At 65.4% G+C, this 23,990-nt stretch carries 19 protein-coding genes; 9 read left to right on the forward strand and 10 right to left on the reverse strand.

Annotated elements, in window-relative coordinates; genetic code table 11:
* Positions 1 to 63: 63 nt before the first annotated feature.
* Positions 64 to 714 (reverse strand): hypothetical protein, encoded by a 651-nt coding sequence (locus tag AC0B44_RS12155; RefSeq protein WP_471903130.1) that lies wholly within the window; start codon positions 712 to 714, stop codon positions 64 to 66.
* A 116-nt stretch (positions 715 to 830) separates the two neighbouring features.
* On the opposite strand from AC0B44_RS12155, the gene AC0B44_RS12160 reads away from it, so the two are divergent.
* Complete coding sequence (locus AC0B44_RS12160) at positions 831 to 1,511, forward strand: TetR/AcrR family transcriptional regulator (RefSeq protein ID WP_471903131.1); 681 nt, start codon at positions 831 to 833, stop codon at positions 1,509 to 1,511.
* On the opposite strand, the gene AC0B44_RS12165 is transcribed toward AC0B44_RS12160, so the two are convergent.
* The 4 genes from AC0B44_RS12165 to AC0B44_RS12180 form a co-directional block, all read right to left on the reverse strand.
* Positions 1,439 to 2,317 (reverse strand): sulfurtransferase, encoded by an 879-nt coding sequence (locus AC0B44_RS12165; RefSeq protein WP_471903132.1) that lies wholly within the window; start codon positions 2,315 to 2,317, stop codon positions 1,439 to 1,441. The two genes, AC0B44_RS12160 and AC0B44_RS12165, sit on opposite strands and share 73 nt — an antisense overlap.
* An 88-nt stretch (positions 2,318 to 2,405) precedes the next feature.
* Positions 2,406 to 3,521 (reverse strand): acid phosphatase, encoded by a 1,116-nt coding sequence (locus AC0B44_RS12170; protein WP_471903133.1) that lies wholly within the window; start codon positions 3,519 to 3,521, stop codon positions 2,406 to 2,408.
* Between the two features lie 55 nt (positions 3,522 to 3,576).
* On the reverse strand, positions 3,577 to 4,560 hold the full coding sequence (locus AC0B44_RS12175; protein WP_471903134.1) for a hypothetical protein: 984 nt from the start codon (positions 4,558 to 4,560) through the stop codon (positions 3,577 to 3,579).
* A 220-nt stretch (positions 4,561 to 4,780) separates the two neighbouring features.
* Positions 4,781 to 5,140 carry a hypothetical protein gene (locus AC0B44_RS12180; RefSeq protein WP_169652723.1) on the reverse strand — a complete coding sequence of 120 codons (360 nt, stop codon included), beginning with the start codon at positions 5,138 to 5,140 and terminating at the stop codon, positions 4,781 to 4,783.
* A gap of 82 nt (positions 5,141 to 5,222) precedes the next feature.
* Here AC0B44_RS12180 and AC0B44_RS12185 point away from each other — a divergent pair, with 82 nt between their 5' ends.
* Both AC0B44_RS12185 and mreB read left to right on the forward strand, forming a co-directional pair.
* Entirely contained in the window at positions 5,223 to 5,774 is a 552-nt protein-coding gene (locus tag AC0B44_RS12185; RefSeq protein ID WP_471903135.1) for a helix-turn-helix domain-containing protein, read from the forward strand.
* A gap of 206 nt (positions 5,775 to 5,980) precedes the next feature.
* Complete coding sequence (gene mreB, locus AC0B44_RS12190; RefSeq protein ID WP_471903152.1) at positions 5,981 to 6,970, forward strand: rod shape-determining protein MreB; 990 nt, start codon at positions 5,981 to 5,983, stop codon at positions 6,968 to 6,970.
* A 20-nt stretch (positions 6,971 to 6,990) separates the two neighbouring features.
* Here the strand turns inward: mreB and AC0B44_RS12195 are convergent, their stop codons facing one another.
* Both AC0B44_RS12195 and AC0B44_RS12200 read right to left on the reverse strand, forming a co-directional pair.
* Positions 6,991 to 9,804: an FtsW/RodA/SpoVE family cell cycle protein gene (locus AC0B44_RS12195; RefSeq protein ID WP_471903136.1), complete on the reverse strand. Its 2,814-nt coding sequence runs from the start codon at positions 9,802 to 9,804 to the stop codon at positions 6,991 to 6,993.
* Positions 9,791 to 11,053, reverse strand: a complete 1,263-nt coding sequence (locus AC0B44_RS12200) for a hypothetical protein (protein ID WP_471903137.1) — start codon at positions 11,051 to 11,053, stop codon at positions 9,791 to 9,793. The genes AC0B44_RS12195 and AC0B44_RS12200 overlap by 14 nt, the downstream gene beginning before the upstream one ends.
* 214 nt (positions 11,054 to 11,267) lie before the next feature.
* Here AC0B44_RS12200 and AC0B44_RS12205 point away from each other — a divergent pair, with 214 nt between their 5' ends.
* Positions 11,268 to 11,735 carry a hypothetical protein gene (locus AC0B44_RS12205; protein ID WP_471903138.1) on the forward strand — a complete coding sequence of 156 codons (468 nt, stop codon included), beginning with the start codon at positions 11,268 to 11,270 and terminating at the stop codon, positions 11,733 to 11,735.
* A gap of 174 nt (positions 11,736 to 11,909) precedes the next feature.
* Complete coding sequence (locus AC0B44_RS12210) at positions 11,910 to 13,967, forward strand: caspase family protein (protein ID WP_471903139.1); 2,058 nt, start codon at positions 11,910 to 11,912, stop codon at positions 13,965 to 13,967.
* Between the two features lie 47 nt (positions 13,968 to 14,014).
* Here AC0B44_RS12210 and AC0B44_RS12215 read toward each other — a convergent pair whose 3' ends face one another.
* The gene (locus tag AC0B44_RS12215) at positions 14,015 to 14,404 is read right to left on the reverse strand and encodes an effector-associated constant component EACC1 (RefSeq protein ID WP_471903140.1); all 390 of its coding nucleotides are present in this window, start codon (positions 14,402 to 14,404) and stop codon (positions 14,015 to 14,017) included.
* A 202-nt stretch (positions 14,405 to 14,606) separates the two neighbouring features.
* Here AC0B44_RS12215 and AC0B44_RS12220 point away from each other — a divergent pair, with 202 nt between their 5' ends.
* The 3 genes from AC0B44_RS12220 (at position 14,607) to AC0B44_RS12230 (ending at position 19,461) form a co-directional block, all read left to right on the forward strand.
* A complete protein-coding gene (locus AC0B44_RS12220) occupies positions 14,607 to 15,737 on the forward strand; it encodes a catalase family protein (protein ID WP_471903141.1) in 1,131 nt (376 codons plus the stop codon).
* Positions 15,738 to 15,805: 68 nt separating this feature from the next.
* Positions 15,806 to 18,394, forward strand: coding sequence for a LuxR C-terminal-related transcriptional regulator (locus tag AC0B44_RS12225; protein WP_471903142.1), 2,589 nt, complete (start codon positions 15,806 to 15,808; stop codon positions 18,392 to 18,394).
* A gap of 101 nt (positions 18,395 to 18,495) precedes the next feature.
* Positions 18,496 to 19,461 carry an endonuclease/exonuclease/phosphatase family protein gene (locus tag AC0B44_RS12230; protein ID WP_471903143.1) on the forward strand — a complete coding sequence of 322 codons (966 nt, stop codon included), beginning with the start codon at positions 18,496 to 18,498 and terminating at the stop codon, positions 19,459 to 19,461.
* 16 nt (positions 19,462 to 19,477) lie between these two features.
* Here AC0B44_RS12230 and AC0B44_RS12235 read toward each other — a convergent pair whose 3' ends face one another.
* Both AC0B44_RS12235 and AC0B44_RS12240 read right to left on the reverse strand, forming a co-directional pair.
* Complete coding sequence (locus tag AC0B44_RS12235) at positions 19,478 to 21,115, reverse strand: peroxidase family protein (RefSeq protein WP_471903144.1); 1,638 nt, start codon at positions 21,113 to 21,115, stop codon at positions 19,478 to 19,480.
* A gap of 59 nt (positions 21,116 to 21,174) precedes the next feature.
* Positions 21,175 to 22,200, reverse strand: a complete 1,026-nt coding sequence (locus AC0B44_RS12240) for a DUF2235 domain-containing protein (RefSeq protein ID WP_471903153.1) — start codon at positions 22,198 to 22,200, stop codon at positions 21,175 to 21,177.
* A gap of 715 nt (positions 22,201 to 22,915) precedes the next feature.
* On the opposite strand from AC0B44_RS12240, the gene AC0B44_RS12245 reads away from it, so the two are divergent.
* Complete coding sequence (locus AC0B44_RS12245; protein ID WP_471903145.1) at positions 22,916 to 23,794, forward strand: transposase family protein; 879 nt, start codon at positions 22,916 to 22,918, stop codon at positions 23,792 to 23,794.
* The last annotated feature ends 196 nt before the right edge of the window (positions 23,795 to 23,990 follow it).

A 23,990-nucleotide genomic window follows, 5' to 3' on the forward strand; every position in this document is an offset into this window, starting at 1 on the left:
TACCTGCGACGAACTTTGGTCGGATAGTGCCCGCCAGGCGGGCACTATCGCACTTAAGTTTCGTCACATCAGAACCAACTGTGCGGCGATCAGGACGTCGAGCACTCCGCACCATTCGGCGAAGGTTTTCGAGACCACCCGGTCCCGCCAGATGTGCACGAAGTCCCACATCCCGTGCAGGAACCAGCCGGCCGCGATCACGTACACCCCGACGGTCGGATCGACGGCGAGACCGGCGAGCGCCACACCGCAGAAGAACACGATCCCTATGGCTTGGAGGCGCAGGTTCGGCGTCGAATCGATTTCACCGGTGGACATCACCCATATCAGCAGGACGAGGGAGGCACCGACGAGAAGGGTGGACGGCGCCATAATGCCGGTCACCTCGGTGACCGCGACCGTCCCCGCCACCAGCACCACGATCGGCCACGTGATCTTCCGGTTGCCGATCTTGGCCATGATCAGATAGATCAGGGCGAGCATCGGCAGCGCCTCGCCGAGGAACTGGGCCGAACCGCCCTTCTCTCCGAGCGCTGCCGCCACCACGTCGGGGCCGACCAGGGCGAGGGCGAGCAGGGCGGGCCAGCGGCGCAAAGTCCACCGCACAGGTCCCGGCAGTCTGTCGAACCAGCGCGCAATCCGTCCTGCCCCGGGAGCGCTGTTCGGCGAAGCTGCCGTGGGCAACTGTTGTGTGGGTTCCGTCCTGTCGAGCATCGCGAGCTCCGATCGTCGAGGCGCCTTCCCCCTGGGCCTCACATAAGTCGAACAGTGCTGTCTATTTTAGGACCCTGCTACCGTAACTCGTACAGCCGTGTATGGGAAGAGGAATGATGACAGCACCGACACCTCGCGCGACGAAACGAGCCGACGCCGTCCGCAACGTGGAGCGCATCCTCGACGCCGCCATCACCTGCCTCACCGAACGACCCACCGCGTCGATGGCCGATATCGCCAAACGAGCAGGTCTCGGCCGCGTCACCCTGTACGGCCACTTCGCATCACGGGCCGAACTACTCGAAGCTGTGGTCGTGCGTGTCCTCGAACAGGGCGAACGTGCCCTCGGTGCCGTCGACCTGTCCGGCAACCCGCGCGACGCACTGAGCCGCCTGATCGAAAGCAGTTGGCTCCTGACCAGTCAGGCCGCCTCGATCATCGCCGCCGCCGAAGACGAGTTGCCGCCCGGAAGAATGCAGGAACTGCACACCGACCCGGCTGCGCGCGTCGAGGCACTCATCGAACGCGGCCGCGACGAGGGCGTGTTCCGAACCGATATGCCGACGTCGTGGCTCGTCACCGTGATCCACCAGATCCTGCACGGCGCCGCCACCGAGATCTCGATATCACGCCTCGACCCCCACGACGCATCGGAACGGATCACCACGACGATCCTTGCCGTCCTCGATGCTCCGTCGACGCAGGAGACGAATAACTCAGTGGGTCAACGAGGGTCGGGTCCCTCGACGAGCGGGAGCGACTCGTCGGCGGTCCAGGCGTTGAGCGAACCGTCGTAGACCGCGGCGTCGGTGCGACCCGCCACGGCAAGTGCGTGGGCGACGCCGGAGGCGGCGATCCCGCCACCGCAGTACGTCACCGGTCGCACGTCCGGGTCCAGCGCACCCGACTTCTCGAAGATCTCCCGCAGTTCGGCTGCCGGCTTGAGGCGGCCGGTGGACGGGTCCACGAGGTCGCCGAACGGGATGTTGATGCTGCCCGGGATGTGCCCCCGGCGCGGATACGACGGGCTTTCACCCCGGTACGTCGCCGGGTCGAGAGCGTTGATGATGAGGGTGTGGGGGTCGTCGAGAGCGCCCAGAACGTCCTGCGTCGACGTGAGCAAGTCCGGACGACGATGCGCCGTAAAGGTCGCGGCGTGCGGAATCACCTGCTCTTCCGAAACGGGATACCCCGCGGCACGCCACGCGGGGAGACCGCCGTCGAGGACTGCCGCGTCGTCGAATCCTTCGAGTCGCAGCTGCCACCACAATCGGGCGGCCCAGATTCCGCTCGACTGGTCGTAGATCACCACCCGTCGTCCGTCTCCGATACCCACCGCACCCGCCGCGATCGCGAACCGGTCGGACGAGACAGCGGTAAACGGTTGCGGCGCTTGATGGTCGGAAAAGTCGGTGAACAGGTCGGCGTAGACCGCCCCCGGGATGTGCGCCTCGGCGTACGTGTCGAGACCGGGCTCGATGTGCACCGACCCGTCCGGCGGCATGCTCAGGTGTGTCGTGGCGTCGACGATGACGAGGTCTTCGTCGTCGAGGTGCTCGTGCAACCACTCGGGAGTGACGGACTGGGGTGTCGGGTCGCTCATGGAGCACTCCTTCTGCCGTCCCACGGCAGTGCTGGCCTCGACCCCGGCGCGCGAGGTCCGAACCACCAAATCGTACGCGGCGAGGCTCCTACACAGTCGCGTACGCGGCAGCGAGATCGATGCGTAGCCAGCCGCCGTCGGGTCCGGCGCGATCGAGGGGGTATCCCGCAGGTAGCGCGGTGTCCCGGAGCACGCCGAGGCGCTCCTCGTCCGTGAGGTGGGGCGCGACGCTCCGCAACAGCACCGCGGCGTCCGCGGGAATGTCGTTCACCATCGCCGGATCGACCGGCTCGAACCCGTAGGTCATCCGGTCTCGGTATTCGCCGCGCGCCGCATCAGGTGAGCGATACGGGACGTCGGACTCGATGTAGTCGGCCAGCGGCGCACCCACCGACAGTTCGAGTTCCGACCGGAGTTCGGCCTCCGCTTCGTCGACGAGGCGGACGAACGCCGGGTCGTTCAACCGGTCGGCCGCTGCGGCCTGGCCCATGATGCGCGCGCCCATGACGTCGAGCGGGTAGTGCACACCCAACACGATGCGGCTGTTCCCCACCTCCGAGGCGCGGGCGAGAATCTGCGGAGCAAGCTCAGGAAGCATGTCCGCCAGCAGGATTCCCTTCCAATACGCCTGCGCCGTATGACCCGAAGGGTACGAACTGGTACCGAACACTTCTGCATAGGGGTCGGCAGCGCCGCCGGTTCCGTCGCCGAAGTAGTAGTGGATCCGCTCGGGTGCCGCCTCGAACGGCCGCGGGTTGTTCCAGTGCTGCTTTTCCAGGAGCGTCGAATTGGCGATGCCGCCGGCCCGGGCCAGGTCTCCTCCGAGCAAAGTCTCGGTCTTCGGTAGACGTCCCTCGTCGAGCGCGACGCGGAACGCTTCGCCCAGGCCGTGGCCGAACCCATCCGACAACGACAGCAGCCGGTCGTAGTGACTGTCGAACAACGCGCGCTGCTGCTCTACAGGCGACGCCGCATTGTTGATCGCCACGGCGGTACCGAGGTTCTGCTGCACAACGTCGGGACGACTCTCGCGAAGTTCGGTGAACCCGTCGAGCACGGAGATGTAGTTGACGCGCGCGGGGAAATCGGACGGGTAGGGACCGACCAGGTCCGGGAGAGCGAAGGGCCCGGCATAGGCGACGGGTGCCGTCGCCGTCATCATCACCGCAGCGATCAGTGCCCCTGCATACCGGCTGAACTTCATCGAGTGGCCTTCCCCCCGGACGACGGTCCACGAAGTTAAGCCGCACAGGTGCCCGTTACGCAAGAGGCAGCGACACCGGCGCATTCCTCGTGAGTGCACTACCCGCGGATTCTTCGGCGAGTCGCATCGCCACTCCGATGGCACCAGCCAAGGAACCCAGGAGTACGAGCAGGGTGAGTGCGGCGTTACCGGGGTCGTGTGCCGACCCTCCCAAGGCGTCGGTGTCGAGGGCGAGGTACGTCACCGTGTCCTTCAATGCGCTGGTGAAGGTTACTGCGGTGCCCAGCCAGAGCAACACGAGACGAGCCGGCGTAAGCCGCTTTCCCCTGAGCAGACCCGTCGCAGCCGCGGCACCTGCGGCAGCCGCCGACGCTCCTACGACGAGGAATACTCGTTGCGCGGTCGTCAGGTCCGAAAACACCGCACTCCCCCACACCGCCCACACCAGCTGCTGTCCGGTGAATATCACAGCGGCAGCGACGAATACGGCACCGAGGTGGTTCTGTAGTCGGCCGGTTCGTCCTCCGCCGTTGTCGGCGCCACCGTCGACCACCACGTGCCACCTGTCCCGCGCGTAGAGAACGAATCCGGCGAGCAGGAGAACAGCCTGCGTCGCGAAGCCTCCGTACACGACAGCGAACACCCACCCCTCCATGGCGTCGTTGCCGCTGTACGCGTTTCCGCCGCCCGTGACGACCTGAATGGCGCCGCCCAGAACCGACCCCACCGCGACGGGGACGAGCAGTCCGGTCGCGACCCACATCGGGAAAGCAAGGAGGACGGCGGGGATTCTCTTTCCCCACGGCGCAACCAACCCGACCGCGATCAGGATCGCGGTCAGTTCCATACCCGCCGTCGCGATGTTGGCGACCCGCATGGTGTCGGCGAACTCGGCGTCGTCGACACCGATCGTCCAGCCGAAGATCCAGGCAATCTTCAGGAGCAGGTAGGGCAGGCACGACACGACGGTGGCGACGCATATCCAGCGCCGGAGCGGCAACACCCGGTCCGCGCCCCGGGATTGCGCAGTCAGATTCATGGCAACATTCCGATCACCGTCTCGAGATGGCAAGCATTCGGATGCAGCACCCGAATCCCTTCGCCCAGTCAACCGCCTGAACGCCACCTCGAACATCGGGGAAGACCCGGAAATCGGCCCCTAGAAAATCCCCCGGACTCGACGGTCTGGATGCAGGGCAGCGCCGGTATGACTCGCCGAACTCGCCGAACTCGCCGGCTGAGCCGGACAGCGTCGGTGGTCAGTGAGCCCCAGCCGGGTCCACGGCGTTCGCGAGTGCGTACGCATTCGGAGAACTCAGTAGAAGCTCGTCGAACTCGGTGCCGGCCCGGCGCACCCCGATGCGCAGCACCGGATATCCGCGCTTCATCGCGACCAGGCGCCGTGTGCCGCGCGGATGCCGGAAGGTGCCCACTTTGAGATATCCGGAGATCACCAATCCCGATCTGATGCCGAGTATTTCGGACGTCCAGCCCGGCAGAACCTCGACGCTCGAGATCTCCGACAACGGCACCTCCATCGTGCTCCGGTGGACCATGATCGCCTCCCACCAGGAGAACGAGAGATGAAGGGCGTTGTCTCGAATGGTCGATGTCGCCATAACGTCAGGTCTCCCGTCGACGGTAAGCTCGATGTAGTACTGAGAACATTATCAGACTGATAATAATGCGGGAAGGGTGCCGATGGGAAAGACCTCACCGATTGCCGAGGTGGTGCTGCATCCCGTTCGCCTGCGGATCGTGCAGCAACTCGGCGGGCGCCGGCTGACCACCGCACAACTCCGGGCCGAGCTCCCCGACGTCACCCAGGCCACGCTCTATCGGCACATCGCGGCCCTGATCGACGCCGAGATCGTCACCGTCGTCGACGAACGCCGCGTACGCGGCACCATCGAACGCACCCTCGCGCTCGGCGAGCGTTTGGCCCATGTCGGACACGACGAGCTCGCCGCCATGGACGAAGCCGAACTACGGAATGCCTTTCTCGCCTTCCTCGGATCACTCGGCAAGAGTTTCGACACGTTCGTCGAGAACGACGATCGACAGCTCTGGCACTATCTGGGTTTCGGAACCACTCCGCTCTACGTCACCACCGACGATCTTGCGGAGATCCAGGCGCGACTCGGCGAGATCCTTGCCCCCTACCGAACTGATGCCGGCGGCGACCGGATGCGCGTCGATCTGTCCACCGCGGTGATTCCCACTCCCCCGCCCGTCGCTCCCGACGAGAAGTAGCCGACCCCGCCGAAGGCAGAGCTGCGCATCCCCGTATCCGGTCATCCACGACGAGCGGGGCACTCTGCGAGAGTCCACGTCGCCTATTCCGCCGAACAACGCGCCGAGGCGAATTCGACAGCGGTAACCTTGCTCTTATTCGACATCTTCGGATGCCGCTGACCAGCATCTGAACACTCTCGCGGGTGATCCGCTCGGAGGCCGACGTGCGTGGATTCGGTATCGATCTCGGAACAGCCAACACTGTCGTCGGCACTCCCGAAGACGGCATAGTCCTGAACGAACCGTCGCTGTTGATGGTTCGGACGAGGGAGCCCCACAAAGCGCTCACGATCGGCCATGACGCGAGTGACCTCGTCGACCGCATTCCCTCCGGAATCACGGCGATTCACCCGATACGTGACGGTGTCATCGTCGATCTCGGGACCGCTCGGACGTTTGTCAGTGCCGTTCTCGAGCGGGCAGCCCCCCGCCGCCGGTTCGGTACACGGCCGACGGGCGTCGTCGCGGTTCCCGCCGGCGCGACCCCGCTCGAGCGTCGCGCGATGTTCGAAGTCGCACACGAGGCGGGTCTGCGGAAGGTCGGTCTGGTGCCGGAACCGGTGGCCGGCGCGCTCGGTTGCGGTCTCAACCCGCTCGAGCCGTCCACCCACCTCGTTGTCGATATCGGCGGTGGCACTTCGGAAGTCACTGCTCTCTGTTACGGCGGTGTCCTGTCGCACCGCAGTTGCCGAATTGCGGGAAACGACTTGAACAGGGCGATACTCCGCTACCTGCGCGCGGAACACGAACTCGTCGTCGGCGAGTTCACCGCGGAGCGGGCCAAGGTGGGAGCGCCCGAGGTCGCCGAGGAACAGCCGCTCGTGGTGGAGGGCCGCGACGCCGCGACCGGCCGGGTCCGGCTGGTCACTCTCGAAACCGACGAGATCATGGATGCGGTGCGGCCCACGATGACGAGCATCGTGCAGACGCTGTCCGCGTGCCTCGACGACCTACCGGCGCGGGCCATCGGTGACGTGATGGCCGAAGGAATGCTGGCGATCGGCGGTGGATCGATGCTGCGTGGCCTGCCGCAAGTGCTCGAAGAAGCCTTCGGCCTTCCCGTGAAGACCGCCGAGCGTCCCCTCACCTGCGTTGCGGAAGGCGCGACCGCCTGCATGGACCACCCCGAGGTGGTCGCTGCCTACAGCGCCTGATGTTCAGCGGGTCTGGTTGGTCAGCGGGTGTGGGCGAGATAGCGCTCGAGCAGAGTCTTGACCACCGGACCTGATGTCGCCGAACCGAATCCACCGCCCCGCACGAGTGCCGTCACCACCACCTCGGGTGCATCGAAGGGCACCACCGCGGAAAACCAGGCATTGAGGCCCTTCCCGGGGGCCGAGGGATCCTCGGCGGTACCGGTCTTCGCCCCGGCCGGCACCGGCAGGCTCGCGAGCTGGCCGGCGGTACCGGCGGCGGCCGATGCACGCATCCCCGCTCGCACAGGTCCGAGTTCGTCCGCGAAGGACAGTCGATGCGGTTCCTCGGTCGGAACGGGCACACCCTCCGCCGGCCCGTAGGCCGCCGCGAGTTGGGGCGTCACCATCGCGCCGGAGGCGATACCCGACGTCCAACGCGCCACCTGCAGCGGGGTCGAGCTGACGGTGCCCTGACCGATTCCCATCAACAGGGTCGACCCCGGATACCAGGCCCCACCGATGTCGCTGACGTTCTCCGGTGTGCCGAGGAAACCCGCGGACTCGTTGGGCAGATCGATGCCCGTCGGCGAGCCGGCACCCAGTTCACCCGCGGTCGTCGCTATGCGCTCGGGGCCGATGAGGTCGGCGAGCTGATAGAAGTAGACGTTGTCCGACCACTGGATAGCCCCCAGCAGACTGTTTCCCCCCATGGGCTGCCAGTTCGCAAAAGTGTGCCCTCCGTAGGCATAGGAGGCGCCGCCCGCGAGCACGGTGTCCGGCGACAACACGTGCGACGACGCATTCGCCGCGGCGGTAACGATCTTGAACGTCGAGCCCGGAGGCACGGCAGTCTGCGCAGCGTGGTTGAGCATCCGACCCGGCCCCGTGCCCTCGGTTTGCGCCGCGAGCGCGACCGGGTCGACCGGTGGTTCGAAGACGTTGTTGTCGTAGCCGGGAACACTGGCCAGTGCCAGCACCCCACCGGTGCGGGCATCCATCACGACTGCGGCACCGAGGTCGCCTCCGCTGGTGCGCATTGCCTGTGCGAGCGCATCGGTCGCGGCCTGTTGCATGCCGAGGTCGAGGTGCAACCGCAGGTCGTGACCCCGTACCGGGTCCACCCTCTCCCCTGTGCCGACCGGACGCCCGGACGGATCGACGTACATGCACTGCCGGCCGTCGACGCCGCGGAGCAACGCGTCGTACTGCATCTCGAGTCCCGCCTTGCCCACCCGCGCTCCGAGCGGGAGGTTCGGCCAGTACTGCATGCCCTGCTCGTCCGCGGTCCCGACGTACCCGAGGACGGACGCCAGCGACTCCCCCTGGGGATACTGCCTGCGTCCGGTCGGGTACACGAGCACCCAGGGCAACTGGGCATCCACGATTCGCCGGGCCTGCTCGGCCCCGACGCGTCCGAGCACGAGCTGCATCTCCTCTTCCGCGCTCGTCAGGTCGTCCGCGAGTGCGTCAGGCGTGACGGCGAGGAGTGCGGCGAGTTCGTCGCGTACCCCAGGGTCACCGTCGGCGAACATCCGCGGAACCACCGCAACGGAGTATTCGGCGACATTGACCGCGACCGGAACACCGTTTCGGTCGAGAATGTCACCTCGTTCGGCGGGCAGTCGGAGACAGCGCAGCATCTGCGTGTCGCTGGTGGCCCGCAGATCGCCGCCGTGAGCGGTCTGGAGTTGCCAGGCGAACATCGACATCGCGACGAGCGACGCGGTCACCGCCACCGCGCTCGTCGACACTCCGCGAGGGAGCCGTCGCTTCCGGGATTCGGTGGCCCACAGCGACCGCGTCACGCCGTCGCGCCGCACCGCGAGCACCAAGCCGAGGGAGACGAACCCGACGATCGAGGCGGTGCCCCCGTAACTGAACAAGGGAATGGGCATGCCGGTGTGCGGCAGCAGCGACAGGCTCTGGGCGACCGACACCACCGTGTGAATTCCGAACAGTCCGGCGACACCCGCCGCGACGAGTGCCGCTTCCCTCGTCCGTGCGTGTCGGGCAGCGAGGACGGCACGCCACACGATGACCACGACGGCCAGCACGACGGCCAGCCCGGCGACCAGACCCCATCCGTACACCAAGCTCGCGAAGGCCAGGTCGTGCTCGGATTCGGGCAGGTAGGTGGCCCGGAGGCCGTAGTCCGTTTCCCGGCCGAGGCCCCACCATCCCGCGCTGCCGATCGCGATGTCCGCCTGCCAGGCAGCCCAGCCGGAACCCTGCGGATCCGCGTCGCGCGAGAGGAAGACGTTGATCCGATCGAGTTGGTACGGGCGGAGGAACAGCAACGCCAGCGGCAGCGAGGCGACGCCGAGCGCGAACAGTGGGAGCAGCGACCGCATCGGCACCCGGGCCAGGATCAGCATGAGCACCACGGTGAAGACGAGCACCACGGCCGTCGACAGGTCGGGTTGCAGCGCGACCAGCGCGATCGGCACACACGCAGCCGCCAGGACAGCCAGGAACCTGCGGACCGTGTAGTCACGAGCCAGTATCGATGCGGGCACTAAAACCAGGGCGAGCTTCGCGATCTCGGAGGGCTGCAGGGTGAACACGCCGAGATTCAGCCAGCGCTGCGCGCCCATCGTCGCGATCCCGATCAGCGGCACCGCCACGAGCAGAACAACCGAGGCAATGTAGAGGATCCAGCCGAAACGGCTCAGGGTGGCGACCCGCATTCGCGACGTCGCCCACATGGCGCCGAGGCCCACGCCAGCGAGAACCGCGTGACGCACTGCCGGTGCCGTCATTCCCGTCGTCCACATGTTGAGCACGCCGAGAGCGACCAGGACGACTGCCGCAGCGACGAGCCAGGGATCGGATCGGCGCCTATCCGCCTGCACCAGAGCCCCCCGGCGGGCAGGTTACGTTCTCGGCGGGCACGTACAGCGGCTCCGACGCGGCGGCAGCGGGAGCCGTGCTGACCGCGGCAACCGCCAGCGCAGCGCCCGGCGGCAGATCGACGCGACCGACGCCGTAGGCCTCCTGCGCGCCGGGCGGTACCGGCACCGTGACCTCACCACCGGGACCGACAGCACCCGTACATCTGTCGTAGACGGTCAGATTCCAGGTCACCGCACCGACATTCGCTGCGGGATCGACGCCGACATCCACCCGCAGGTTGCACGATCGCCCCGGCTCACAGGTGCCGTTGGCAAAGCTCGCGACCATGCGGGTGATCGGTCCGGCTTCACCCGGAAGATCGATGGGGACGGGGCTCGGCTCGGTGGACCCCGGCTCGGCCGGAGGGAATACGGCGTCGGGCGCCGGGGGCGGCGGAGAAACCGGACTGATTTGATCGTCCATCGACGATTCCCCGGGGTCGAGGAGGGTGTTCCATCCCTGCCGCAGCTCCGACCATGCTTTCGGAGCCACCCACACCATCCCGGCGAGCATGAGGAGCGCGAGCAGAGCGAGTAGACCTCGGCGCCACGACGGTCGCCTTCTCTTGCGATGCCAGATCTTCGTTGTGGGTGGCTGCCAGCCGGTCGAGGCTAGAGAGGATCCGGTAGCCGGTGGCAGCTGATCCGGGGCGTCCGGCCGTTCGTGCGCTGGACCTTCCGGACGGGCACGTCCCAGCACCGCCGAGACGAGCGCCGCGAGCTGACGCCGCGTCGTCTCCACCTTGTCCGGACCGAATTCTGTTGCGACAGAGTTGCGTACGAGCTGTGCAAGGACGACCGCGTCCGACGCCTCGGCGATCGATTCGTCCAGCCGGTCCGCAAATGCGGCGCTGCGACAGTTCGCCGCGATCTCTCGAAGCAGGACCGCGATCACATCACGGACCTTGTCCCGTGATCCCGCGTTTCCTCCACCGCGCTCGATCCTGAGGTGCCCGCTTTGGGACACCGTCACGGCGTTTCCTCGAAGACTCGCCGGAGAACGCCCCAGCTCGTGTAGCGACTCGACCTGATCGACCACATCTGTGACGAGCACGGCCGCCTGCGCAGGGGTCAGCTTCACGAGGGCAAGCAGCCTCTCGAGGGAGACGCCGACGCCACTTGGATCGTTGTCGGTTCGCGCCGGCGGTCCGGACCGAGCCTGGTCGGGCTCGCCGTCCGTCGCGTGGACCCCCACGAGTGCCTCGATCATCGCACATCCTGAAAATGCTAGTCCCCCAGCATCTTTCAAGCATCGAGAAGCGGGGTGGACGGTGGACCCTGCAAGCACCTTTCCCACTCGCCTGCTATTGGTTACCGATCCATTCTGTGCCATTCGCGCCGCGGTTGCGGGGGCTTTCGACCGAAACCCTTCGGCCCGCCCGGGGCATCCTCGAATGGATCACCTCGTCCGTTACCTTGCCTTCATGAAGATGCTCCGGACCGTCTCGATCATCTCGGTGTTGTGCACGGTTGCGGTCCTGATCTACGTGGTGCCTCAGCTGGTCGTGTCAGGAGTGGTCGAAGTCGGCGGCCGTGGTCTCGAACTGCTGGTGGTGCTGCCGACATTGGTCGGATTGCCCTGTTCTCTCGCCGGAGCCATCGTCGGGACCGCCTGCATTCTCCGGCGACACACTCGAGGGAGGGCGACAGTCCTCATGGCGCTCGGACAGGTGACCACAGTGGCTCTGGCCGCGACCATCGTGGTGTGGGCTTTCGGGTTCGCCTCGACCGGCTGGGAGCTCGTCGCGCTGCCGACAGCGTTGATGGTGGGCCAGGTGATGGTCGCAGCGGGGCTCGTCGTGGTATTCAAACGCCGATCTGCCTCTTCACCCCGCCGAATCGGGAATCCGCCCGCGCACCCGGCTGAGCCGTCGGCACCCGAATGCAAGTAGTCCTCTACTCCTGACAACCCGGCACAAGACGAGAGACGCTGTGCCTGCGCCGGGAAACTACGCCCGATGAACCGGACGGTGCCAGCCGGTGCGGAACCGATCGGATCGTGCCGTATGGGGGTGGCGTAGCGGCCTCCCGGCTGCGCGGGCAGAAACAGTACGGGCAGGTGCATTATGGTTACCGGACGAAGGAACGCCCTGATCGTCGCTTGTGCCGACTATCAGGACCCGGGCCTGCAACGACTCAGGGCTCCGACACAGGATGCCGAAGCTCTCGCTTCGGTATTGAAAGACCCCCGCATCGGGGCATTCGATGTGCGCACCCTCGTGAACGAGCCCGCCTACGTGGTGAGCGAAGGCGTGGAGGAATTCTTCGCGGAGCGCGGCCCTGAAGACTTGCTGCTCCTGCACTTCTCTTGCCACGGCGTGAAGGACGAATCGGGCGAACTGTACTTCGCGGCGTCGAACACGAAGCTCACCCGGCTGGGAGCTACGGGGGTTGCCGCGGAGTTCGTCAGCCGTCGGATGAACAGGAGCCGGTCCCGGCGGATCATCCTGTTTTTGGACTGCTGCTACGCCGGCGCCTTCGAGAGAGGTATGGCCCATCGAGCCGACACGGGCATGAACCTCCAAGAGCAGCTGACCGGGCGCGGTCGCGCAGTGATCACTGCATCCAGTTCGATGGAGTACTCCTTCGAAAGCGGCGAACTTGCGAATTCCAGTACCGATGGCCCTTCGGTATTCACCGGAGCTCTTGTGGATGGGCTCGCCACCGGTGAAGCCGACCGCAATCAGGACGGGATGATCACTCTCGATGAGTTGTACGACTACGTGTACGGGAAGGTCCGGACGTCTTCACCGAATCAGACACCGGGCAAGTGGGTTTTCGGTGTGCAAGGTGATCTCCACATCGCCCGGCGTATCCGGCGGCTGAGCGAACCGACACCACTGTCCGTCGAGCTCGAGCAGTTGATCGACCATCCCATTCCCAGCGTTCGAATGACCGCAGTCGAGGAACTCCAGAAGCTTCGCAAGGGACGGCATCTTGGTCTCGCCGAATCCGCCGAGCGGGTCTTGCAGAAGCTCGCGAAGGACGACAGCCGCCGTGTGGCCTCGGCCGCGTCGGTGGCCCTTCGCGAGCAGGTACGACTGCCGGTGCTGCCTTCGGCTGATCCGGAGACTGCGCGCCCCCAGCCCTCCGAGCCGAAGCACGACTCCGCACCATCGACCTCCCCGAAACCGACACGGCCGCAAAGCCCACCGAACGCGTTTCCCCGTCCTCCGCGTCCGGACCGCGTCGGTCCCGTGGACGCCGTCGCGGAGGCGAAACCGACGAGCAGCCATCCGAAACCGGCGAATCCGGTACCAGCACCGGTCCCGGCGTCTGAACGTCCGCGGCGAACACAGGAGCGAACCACACAGTCCGCCCTGGGGGCCACCGACGTCACGCCGACACGGGCCACCGAGGCCCTTCTGCGGCGCTCGGCAGGCGCACTGACCGTCCTCGCCGCCCTTCTGATGGCATCGAACCCGTTCATTCCGTACGTGCAGTACTCCGACGAGACACTCCTGGACGTCGGGTCACACGCAGTCCTTCCGGCCCTCGGCACGGCGGTCCTCGTAGGTATTGCCGGCGTCTGCCTCTGCGGCCCGTCCAAGAACTGGCTGCTCGGAGCAGGAATGCTGCTGGGCGAAAGCGCCACCCTCCCGTGGTTCCTCTGGAATCAGTGGGAGCCCCGGAGCATGTGGGGCCCGGCGACATGGATCTGGTACGTGGCCCTGTGGATACTCGTGGTCGCCGCCGGGGTCGCGGGGGTGGCGGCGTTCCAATGCCGCGGGGCCGCTCTACGTTGGCGCACAACCCTATCCGCACGATCCTGGGCATTACCCGCGATCGGAGTGGCCTCCGCCGTGGTGCTGGCGGCCGAACGGTTCGCTGTCGTCGAATATCAGGTCTCGTCGGAGAATTGGGGAATTCTCGTGTGGGTGCTGATGGCGCTGGTGGTCCCTGTATGCATTTCGGTTGCATCACCTGATCGCTTCGCGATCTCACTGGCCGTGGGATGGGCCGGCGCAGCGGCGATTGCGATGTACTACTCGGCGTACTCGGCGCGTCAGTGGGGAATCGAGTCTCAGCTGCCGATCGTCTTCGTGGCGCTGATGGCAGTGCTGGTCGCCACCACAGTTGCGAGCAGTTCGCACCCGATACGACCCGAACGTCGTCGCGTGTAACAGCGTCTGTCTACTCAGTGCTCGTCTACGCAGCGCTCCGGCCTTCCCTACACAGTGCTCTGGCGGCGAAGGAACTCCTCCACCAGTCGACTCTCGGTTTCCGGTGAAGCGTCCGTGAGCTCGATATGGTCCTCACCGATCCGCACACTGATCTTGAGCTCACGCCGATTCGAGCGCCATCCGCGAACGGTCTCCAGCAATTGACGCAGCGCAAGAAGACTCGGCCCGATTCCCACGACCAGCTGGCCGATCGCGTCGGCATCCACCCCTCGGGTGCCCGAGGGCGCCGGACCACCTTTCCCTGCTCTGACATCTTCGACATCCAGGTCCAGCAATTCCGATCGAAGCGTCCGGGTCGCCTCGTCGACCTGTTCGGGGTCGACGCCGTCACCGAACAACATCAAATCCACATCGACACGCGGGGCTGAAGCGTCCACTTCCCGAGAATAGCTCCGCGGAGAAGTATGCCGGGCGACTTCCGCTACAGGTGATCACGTGCGCCGTTCCGGACGCCGGAAAATCCCGAATTCGAGTACCCCACTACTCGTGCCCCGCGGCATTGCTCACCAACAGACTCGTATCCGTGATTTCGACGCGTCCGGTCGTCGGCTCGACACATCCCGACAAGCGGGAGGATTCATGTCTTCCACCGATTCCGCGGCTCATTCGAAAGTCGCGCACGCCTTCGTCCGCTACAGCGATGATCTCGAGCGACGCGACCCAGACGAAGACGCTCTGACCGATACGATCGTCGGGTCGCTCCGCCGGAACAACGAGTGGGCGGCCGAGAAATACAAGCACGCGATCCGCGATGCTCACGCCAAAGGTCTGGGCGTCATGCGGGGGGAGCTCACGGTGTACCCGGATCTACCCGCACCGTTCCGGCAAGGGATGTTCGCGACACCCGCGACATATCCGGTGGTCATCAGGCTTTCCAGCACGGCCGGCGCGATCCGCAGCGATCAGGTTCGCGGTGTCCGCGGCATGGCGGTCAAGGTTCTGGGTGTGGCCGGGGAACGGATCGTTCCCGGCGATGGTCACCACAACCAGGACTTCGTCCTCGTCAACAGCGACACATTTCCGTTCGGCGACGTGCGTTCGTACGCCGTCCACGGAATGCGCCTCGCGAAGATCCTCGCACGCACTCCCGATCCGATACTTCGGCTGGTGTGCCTGTTCGCCCAAGGGGCCGCGCGGATCTTCCCGCTGATCCGTGTCGACCTTCCGGACTCGCTGCAGTTGTTCGCTCGACCGAACCACCACATCCTAGGTGAGACCTACCATTCCGCAGCACCGCTCCGGTACGGCGATCATGTGGCGAAGGTCAGTGTCGCTCCGCTCTCGAATTCGGTCCGATGCCTTACAGGGCAACGCATCTCATCCGCCGAAGGTGACGACGCCCATCGCGCGTCCGTCGAGCGTTTCTTCGAACGAAACAGTGCCGAGTACGAGATACGCGTGCAATTGTGCACCGATCCCGAGAAGATGCCTGTCGAGAACGCGACGGTGCGGTGGCCGGAAGAAGACTCTCCTCATGTTCCGGTGGCGAGAATCAGGCTGCCCGTCCAGGATACGAGCAGCGATGCGCTCCGCACCTACGCGGAGGACGTACTGTCGTTCAATTCCTGGACCGGACTCGCTGCCCACCGGCCGCTGGGGTCGATCAACCGACTCAAACTCCGCGTGTACAACGCGTCGAGCGAGTTCCGGCACCGCGTGAACGGAATCGACCGCAGGGAACCGACGACCGTTTCCGACATTCCCGAATAAACGCATTCCATTCCTCGTACCGTCCGGCCCGTGTTCTTCTCGGTGTGGCTTGCCTATACTCGGATACCGTGGCCTGCAATTGGCAGCTGATCGATCGTCCCGACGAGTTCGACACGATCCGAGCCTTCCTGGTCGACGGAGGCCACGGCATCATCGTGATCGGCGCGGCCGGGGTCGGGAAAACCACGCTCGCCCACCTCGTCGCCGATTCACTGGGATGCCCGGTGCAGTGGGTCGCCGGCACGGAGTCCGCACGCGATATTCCACTCGGTGCATTCGCCCCACTGGTCGATCCCTCCACGGCCCGGGACGCCGTCGCTCTGGTCGGATCTGCCCGCCGATCTCTTCTTCGCCGGCCGGATATCGTGCTAGGCGTCGACGACGCACACCTGTTGGACCAGCTGTCGGCAACCCTTCTCCATCAGCTCGCGATCGAACATGCAGTACGGATCATCGTCACGATCCGCTCGGGTGAACCCGTCCCCGACGCCGTCACGTCACTGTGGAAGGACAATTATCTGGAACGAATCGAACTGCGGCCGTTCACCAAGGAGGAGAGCATTCGCCTGGTCAGGTCCGTCCTGGGTGGCCAGCTGGAGGAGCTGAGCGCGGATGTCATGTGGGACATGTCGCGAGGTAATGCGCTTTTCCTGCGACATCTCGTCGAAGGCGCCCTCGACGCCGGACATCTGATCCGGGTTTCGGGTGTCTGGCAACTGCGTGGACAGACCACCGCGACCCCCGGTCTCGCCGAGTTGCTCCAACGCCGCATCGACCGCGCCGGCCCGGATGTCCGGGCCGCCCTCGGACCGCTCGCACTGTGCGAACCGCTCGATCTCGACGTACTGCTCCGCCTCGCCGGCGAGGACCCGGTGGACACGGCCGAACTGCGCGGCCTGATCCGCATCGAGCCCGAAGGCTCCCGCCTCGACGTGCGATTCAGTCATCCTCTGCTCGGCGAAGTGGTGCGCACCCACATGGGCACCGCGTCGGCTCGCAAGCTTCGCGGGCGGCTCGTTGACGAATTGCAGCAGCGCGGTACGCACACGGCCGGTGAACGCATCCGCCTGGCCGAACTGTATCTAGGCAGCGACCGGGCACCCGACACCGAACTGCTCGTCACCGCTGCCAGAGACGCCGTGTCCTTGTCGAACCATCCTCTCGGTGAACGCCTCGCCCGCCAGGCATGCAAGAACGGAGGAGGAATAGCCGCCGCCGAATCGCTCGCACGCGCCCTTCTTTGGCAGGGCCATCCGGGACTCGCCGAGAAGACGCTGTCCCGGTTCCATCCGGACGATCTCAACGAACTCGAGCTCCTCCAATGGGGCATTCCTCGGGTGTCCATCCCCTTCTGGTCGTTCGGCGACGTCCGGCGAGCCCACGAGATCCTCTCGCTGCTCGACGAACGCATCCAACATCCGGTCCTGCGCTCCCTCGTCGACGCGGTCACCGCCGCAGTTGCCGTCCACGAGAACAGACTCGGCGAAGGGCTCGCCCTCGCAGAACGGGTTCTGTCCGACCCGGATGCACTTGCCCAGGCTGTCGAATGGGCTGCGTTCAGCGCAGGACTCGGCCTGCCGGCCGTCGGCCGCGGTAGTGAGTTCGAGGCGATTGCCCTCCGATGCTTCGCGATGCAGAAATCGACCGACGGCATGATCCGCACCATGATCCGGTACGGCGACGTCGCCGCCCTCACCCGGATGGGCCAGCTGACACTTGCGGAACAGCGTGTCGCCGCCACGTCGCATTTCTCCTCTTCGGGTCAGTATCTCGCGTGGGCAATCTCCAAGATCATGGCTGCCGTGGTCCACTCCAGTCGCGGCTGTTTCCCCGAGGTCGTGTCCGAGATCGAACAGTCGCTGGCCGCGCTCACAGCCGAAGGTCCACTGCCGTGGCGACTCCCAGCCACCATTCTTCTGGTGAAGGCATACGCCGTGCTCGGGCAACCTCAGCAAGCACGCCGTGTACTGGACCGCGCAGAGGAACACATCGGTCGTCACACAGCGATACACGAGCCCAGCCGACTGATTGCCCGGTCCTGGCTGGCAGCCGCGGAGAACTCCGAACAGCGGAGCCTCGCGCTCGCTCACGAGGCTGCCGAAGCTGCGCGGGTGTCCGGGCAGTACGCGGTCGAGGCCGACGCTCTTCACGACGCCACACGATTCGGTGACCGTACCGTCACCGATCGCCTCACCAAGCTCGTCGACCGGGTCGACGGGCCGATCGTCTCCCTCCAGGCCCGACACGCTGCGGCGGTGGCGAAGGCTGATGCGGCGGGCCTGGAGTCGGTCAGCAACGAGTTCGAGGAACGCCTGCTACTCCTCGACGCTGCCGACGCGGCAGCGCTCGCTGCATCCATCCACACCCGAGACGGAAACAAGCGCCGAAGTACCGAATCCGCCGCCCGCGCATTCAAGCTGGCCGCCCGGTGCGGCGGTGTCACCACGCCGGCCATCCAGTCGGCGGCGCACCCTCTCCCACTGACCACCCGGGAACGCGAGATCGCGGCGCTGGTCGCGACCGGCCTCGCGAATCGGCAGATCGCCGACAGGCTGGTCGTCTCGGTTCGCACCGTGGAGGGCCATCTGTATCGAGCGTGCATCAAGCTCGACGTTTGCGATCGTGAACAGCTCGGACGATTGATGCGCAACGAGTAGTTCATTACTCGCGACGCGCCGGCGACCTTCCCGCATGCTCGAAGACGTACGCAGCGCCGTCCGTTTCGACATCGTGACGACGCGAAGATGCGGGAGGGCACATGGTCACCGTCGCGACGTGGAACCTGGAGAATTTGTACCGTCCGGGACACGAATTCGGACCGCCGAACGACGAGATCTACCAACGCAAGCTGGATACGATCGCCGACACCGTGACCGAGATCGACGCCGATATCCTCGCCGTTCAGGAAGTCGGTGATCCCGAAGCCCTCGCCGACCTGACCGCACTCCTGCCGGATCACTGGCACCGATGCCTGTCTGCCTATCCGGATGCCCGCGGAATCCGGGTGGGATTCGCCTCCCGGCTCCCGTTCCCCGATACAACCGATATCACCGCTTTCCCGGAGCCACTAGGGTCCATACGGATATCCGACGGATCGGATCCGCACAGTTTCGCGTCCCGTATGGGGCGCGGTGCGTTGAAGGTTCGGGTCGAGACGGAAATCGGCATGCTCGACCTGCTCACCACGCACCTGAAGTCGAAACTGCTCACGTATCCCGGTAACCGATTCGCTCCGCATGACGAGGACGAGCGTGCCCGCTTCGGCGCCTACGCGCTCTACCGGCGGGCGGCCGAAGCAGCCACCGTACGAGCTGCCGCGACCGCCCTGCTCGAGGATCCCACCGGCCACCGCCCCACGCGCGACGACCCCGCTGTGATCGTGCTCGGCGACCTCAACGACACCGCCGGCGCCGCCACCACGCAGGTCCTCCACGGACCGCCCGGATCCCAGATCGGGACCGGCGGATACCCTCGCCCGGATCGCGGCGACAGAACCCGCCTGTGGAACGTCGCGCCACTGATTCCCGAGGAGCGCCGGTTCTCGCGGATCTTCGAGGGCCAACACGAGTTGATCGATCACATCCTGATCAGCCATCGATTGCTCGACCACCTCGATGCCGCGAGCACCGCGACAGCTTCCCTCCCCGGCATCACCACAGATCCCACCTTGCGGCGCGCTGCGGCGTGTTCCGATCACGCGCCGGTCGTCGCGAGGCTCCTCTGAAGGTCGGGGATATCGTTCACTCGACGCGGAAGCTCGCGTATGCCTTCTCAGTGCGCTTCGAATTGCGGGCGACGATCTCCTGAAGGTTGTGCGTCTGCTCGATGATCTCTATGCCGACCTTCGAGAAGGTGTCCTCGTTGTAGACGTTGCGCGCAAGCAGCGGATTCGTCAAAGCCTGGGTGAACGCGTCGTGCGCGACCATCGTGGTGAGCAGTTCGCCCATCATGCGTTGAGGTGGATAGTCCTCGGCGAAGATGCCCACATACCACTCGACCCGGTCGACATCTCCGTAGAGCTTTTCCAGTTTCTGTTGTAGTTCGGCGTTCCGAGTGAGGGCGGCGAAGCTCGTCAACCGGTCGAGTCCGAACGCTTCACGGTAGTCGTTGTACGAGCGCAGCCGGGCTTGTCGCATCAACTGGACGGTCCTCTCTTCGACCGACTCACGTTCGGGGCAACGGGGATTCCGGTCGACCAGGAAGGCCGGGGTGTTCCCCAGCCCGATCCTCGACGCCTTCTGTCGCGAGAACTGTTCGATGATCGAGTCGACTCCGCGGTCGAGGACGAGTGGGTTGTTGTCGACGAACTCGCTCGAGCACATCCGCCGCGAATCGAACACCACCGAATCGGGAATCAGCGAGTGCCACCGGTACAGGAGGTTGAATTCGATTGCACACCAGTTCGTTCGATTCCACCGTTCACCGTCGGCAATGAACGGCACGAACTCGATAGGGAAATCGAACGGGCCGATGTGCTTGATGTACTCCTCGATGACGATCTTCAGCAGGAGAACGATCATGATGTTGCGGGTGGTTTCGAACAGCCGATCGTCGTCCCACTCCGGGTACGCAGTCTCCAGGAGGCCGGCGATCCGGTTGTGTTCGCGTAGGAAAAGCACGTTCAGGACGGTATTGCCGATCGTGCTGTTGCCGTGCTCCAGTCCGACCGCGAACACAGAGCTCTTCCGCTCGTCCGGGCACAGGCGAAGAATTGTCCCCAGGAGGTACTTCTCGTCGTGCAGTCCGTCGAACTGCGATGCAATGGTCGGGGTCTCGCCCGGTTCCCGCGCGGCGAACAGGAACGGAGGATATTCCGCCTCGTCGATGATCTGGCTGTCGAGGCGACCTCCGTAGTGAGCCCGCAGCATCTCCGTCTTGTGCTGATTCACCCCATAGATCTGGCAGAGATCGATCTCGTGGTTGGAGTCGTTCTTCTTCGGATCGTCCTTGTTCGTGCGCAGAAAGCTGTCGGTGAACCACTGCGCGAAGAACGCGAACCACACGCTCGTGTCGGTGGAGGGCAAGTCCCGGTTTCGCCGGAACAGCGCCACCACGTCCTCGACGGCCGGCAGTTCCTCCGGCGACTCGGTGGACGGCGGAAGGTGGCGTCCGCTGTAGGTGCGGTCGGTCAGGCTCGTCCACGTCGCGTAATCGGCGGCCAGCGTCAGTGGGCGTGGCCGCGGCGGAACGACGTATGCGTACCTGTTGATCACGGCCCTGCTGGCGAGCCGTCGAACCGTAGGGATCCGCCCGACCAACTCGGCGGCGAGCCACGGCAGACGACCTTCCAGCAGCGGCGATGCAGCCGACGACAGCCTCTTGATCTCGGAGAGATACTGCCGTGGGTGACGTGTCGGTAAGAGCAATGGTGTGAACATGGAGTTTCCCCTCGTCGACATCGGAGCCGGTCGGTAGCGGCCCGATCTTCCGAAAGCGGCTAGATGTAGACCACCGAGGCGAGCCTGTACGACCTCGCCAAACGCCGTGGGTTGCTGTCCATGGCCAGCGGCGGTGAGTATCGAGGTTGCATGGTCACCCGGCAGACCACCGAGTCGGCCACGAGCGCGTCGTCGGCGACCCTCCGGCGATTCGGTAATCCCCACAGTGGATTCCACGATTTGTTGACCGGTCCGAGCGCCTCGGCGTAGTCCAGCAGGAGCGCAGGATAGGTCGCGGTGACAGCCGGATCCTTCTCTACACCGTGCCTTTCGGCATTGGATAACATCCAGGCCAGAGTGATGTCAGCCAGCGAGGTCGACGGGTATCCACCGCCGACATCGCAGTGCACTCCCGCGAACCAGACCTGTTCGACGATCTGCTCGCCTGCCGGCTCACCATCCCACAGTGTCGGCGGGAACTGGCGGCGCTTCTCGTCGAGAGAGAGTGCGTGGTAGGCGGCCTTCACATCGGGGTGGAGTTGCGTGTCCAGGAATCCATAGGCCTTCTGGTCGAGACGACCGAAGAGCGCTCCGGGGATCCCGAGCGTTCCCACCGTGTCCCACACGCCGATCATCTCGACGTGCCCATCCACCATGCGGACTTCCACGGGAGGTTCGCCCCACTTCTTCTCGTCACCCGTCCGGTTGCGGTACGCGTGGAATGCCTGATCGACGAGACGAGCGGTGGGCCGACTGGACGGCAACCCGCAGTAGGAGATCATCCCGCCGAGGCTCCGCGCCGTATATGCGCCGCGACTGAAGCCGATGAGAAAGAGGCGGTCTCCTTCTTCGAACACTTCGGCGATACGCCCATAGCCTTCCCGTACGTTCTCGACGAGACCTTCCCCGAAGGCACCGCCCCGCAAGCGAGAGAGCAGGCTTCCGTCGGTACCCACTCCGGGGTCGTACAGCTTGATCTGGGTGGAAGTCGACGCGAGCGCTTCGTGGAAGCGGTGAACGTTCGTGTTCGTGAGCTTGCCCGAGTTCCAGGTCCCGTCAGCGCAGTAGACGATGTTCTTCGGCATATCGGTCACCCTTGCCACATCGGTTCGAAGCTAACGAAACGATCGTCACGCGCCCGGAGACGGCGGGCACGCGTAGTGCCCTACCCGATTGTGGTCACGCGGCCTCTCAGAAGAGAAAGAACGCCGACTCCGGCGATGATCCACACCGCTCCCGCCCTAAACAACGGGATGAGTGCCACGTTCCCGAGAATCCAGACACGACAACTCCCAGCGCCGCGAGTAGTGCGCCCACTGCGACCGCACTCCGTCCGACGCCGGCGAACGACTCGGGGGCCGCCGACTTCTCCGGACTGTCCGTTGCTCCGATGCTGACCGGGGAGCCAGCATAAGGTCGGTCTGGACGCGCCCCGAGATAGCCGATCGGCTACGCCGGGTTCGAGAACATTTAGGGCAGCGTCCACTGAGCCAGGGAGGGCCCTGGATCCGGACGGGAACGTCGTCGTAGTCGCCCAGGAGACCGATGATAACGTCGCCGTAGACCCGATCCGCGATCGGGTAACGACCGACGGGAGTGTCAGCCACGGTCGCTTCCGCCTCGAGTTTTCCGTTCCTTGGCTGCCGAATTCGGTATCCTGCAGGCGTATTTCCTCGGTGGCTACGGCTCCGCGTCATCGGACAGTGATCACGGGGTCAGGCCTGGTAGGGAGTGGTTTCGACCAAGAAATCCATTCCCGAAGCAGGACCCCACGTAAGCACCTATCGTGCCACGATCGACGTGCCCGAGCACACCCTGGCCTTCGTCACCCGCATCCTCGCTGCGCACCCCCACAGGACCGATCGCCGGCGCTGGCAGCGGGCCGCGACCGTGTACGTGCAGGCGGCGATGGCGCTGCGGTGGTTTCGAGACGGCACCGCTATCGCCGCCCTGGCCCGCGACCGCGTGTCGGTGGCCACCGCCTACCGTTTAGTGCACAAAGGTATCGACGTGATCGCGGCGCACGCCGAACCTGCACGACCCGCTCGAACGTGGGATAGAGGCCAGCTGGGAGTATGTCTGCCTCGACGGCACTTCCATCGCCTCTCGACTCGCTGCAGGGAACGCTCCGGCCACGATCAGTGGCACTCGGGCAAACACAGCCGCCACGGCGGCAACATCCAGGTCCTGACCGATCCCGCCGGCTACCCGATCGGTGTCCGAGGTTGCACCCGGCTCGGTGCACGACCTCACCGCTGCTCGCCGGGGCAGATCCTCGGCGCCCTCTACAACGCTGCCGCCGCCGGGATGCCCACCATCGCCGACAAGGGGCACACCGGTGCCGGGATCGGCGTCCACGTCCCGACGAAAGGCCCCGATCTCGATGCCGGCACTCGCTGCCGCGACAGGCTGCTATCTGCGATGCACGCTCCGGCCGAACGCGCGAATGCCCTGTTGAAGACCACGTGGAAGCCCTGCAGCGAATCAGTCTATGCCCGTGGAGGATCGGTTCGATCACTGCTGCGGGTCCCGTGCTTCTTCACCTACAAGCACCGGCCTAGTGAGAAAACCTCAGCGAACCGCGCCCGATGGACCTCCCGGTCTTATTTCTCGACGACTCGCGAACGCACCCGTGCTCGCGGAAGAGTGCACCTACGGTCGATCCGCAGAAACAAGTAGTCGACTACTCGCGCAGAACGGTTGCGGGGTAAGTCCCGGGGAGTGGTGGGAATCGGCTGAGCGCATCCGGCCAGGTCCGCGGCGTGTCGCTCCCTCGCCGTGGGTGGGCCATCGCGTAGTGATCAACGAGTTACCTCTCACAGTGACTCACAGAAAGCAGCTACGCGATGACCCACGATCATTCTGCACTGCTCAC

Source organism: Rhodococcus sp. NPDC019050 (assembly GCF_055664235.1).

Bases quoted from the DNA above. Each gene is read 5' to 3' on its own strand.
- AC0B44_RS12155 (WP_471903130.1), bottom strand. From the start codon at position 714: ATGCTCGACAGGACGGAACCCACACAACAGTTGCCCACGGCAGCTTCG.
- AC0B44_RS12160 (WP_471903131.1), top strand. From the start codon at position 831: ATGACAGCACCGACACCTCGCGCGACGAAACGAGCCGACGCCGTCCGC.
- AC0B44_RS12165 (WP_471903132.1), bottom strand. From the start codon at position 2,317: ATGAGCGACCCGACACCCCAGTCCGTCACTCCCGAGTGGTTGCACGAG.
- AC0B44_RS12170 (WP_471903133.1), bottom strand. From the start codon at position 3,521: ATGAAGTTCAGCCGGTATGCAGGGGCACTGATCGCTGCGGTGATGATG.
- AC0B44_RS12175 (WP_471903134.1), bottom strand. From the start codon at position 4,560: ATGAATCTGACTGCGCAATCCCGGGGCGCGGACCGGGTGTTGCCGCTC.
- AC0B44_RS12180 (WP_169652723.1), bottom strand. From the start codon at position 5,140: ATGGCGACATCGACCATTCGAGACAACGCCCTTCATCTCTCGTTCTCC.
- AC0B44_RS12185 (WP_471903135.1), top strand. From the start codon at position 5,223: ATGGGAAAGACCTCACCGATTGCCGAGGTGGTGCTGCATCCCGTTCGC.
- AC0B44_RS12200 (WP_471903137.1), bottom strand. From the start codon at position 11,053: ATGATCGAGGCACTCGTGGGGGTCCACGCGACGGACGGCGAGCCCGAC.
- AC0B44_RS12205 (WP_471903138.1), top strand. From the start codon at position 11,268: ATGAAGATGCTCCGGACCGTCTCGATCATCTCGGTGTTGTGCACGGTT.
- AC0B44_RS12210 (WP_471903139.1), top strand. From the start codon at position 11,910: ATGGTTACCGGACGAAGGAACGCCCTGATCGTCGCTTGTGCCGACTAT.
- AC0B44_RS12220 (WP_471903141.1), top strand. From the start codon at position 14,607: ATGTCTTCCACCGATTCCGCGGCTCATTCGAAAGTCGCGCACGCCTTC.
- AC0B44_RS12230 (WP_471903143.1), top strand. From the start codon at position 18,496: ATGGTCACCGTCGCGACGTGGAACCTGGAGAATTTGTACCGTCCGGGA.
- AC0B44_RS12235 (WP_471903144.1), bottom strand. From the start codon at position 21,115: ATGTTCACACCATTGCTCTTACCGACACGTCACCCACGGCAGTATCTC.
- AC0B44_RS12240 (WP_471903153.1), bottom strand. From the start codon at position 22,200: ATGCCGAAGAACATCGTCTACTGCGCTGACGGGACCTGGAACTCGGGC.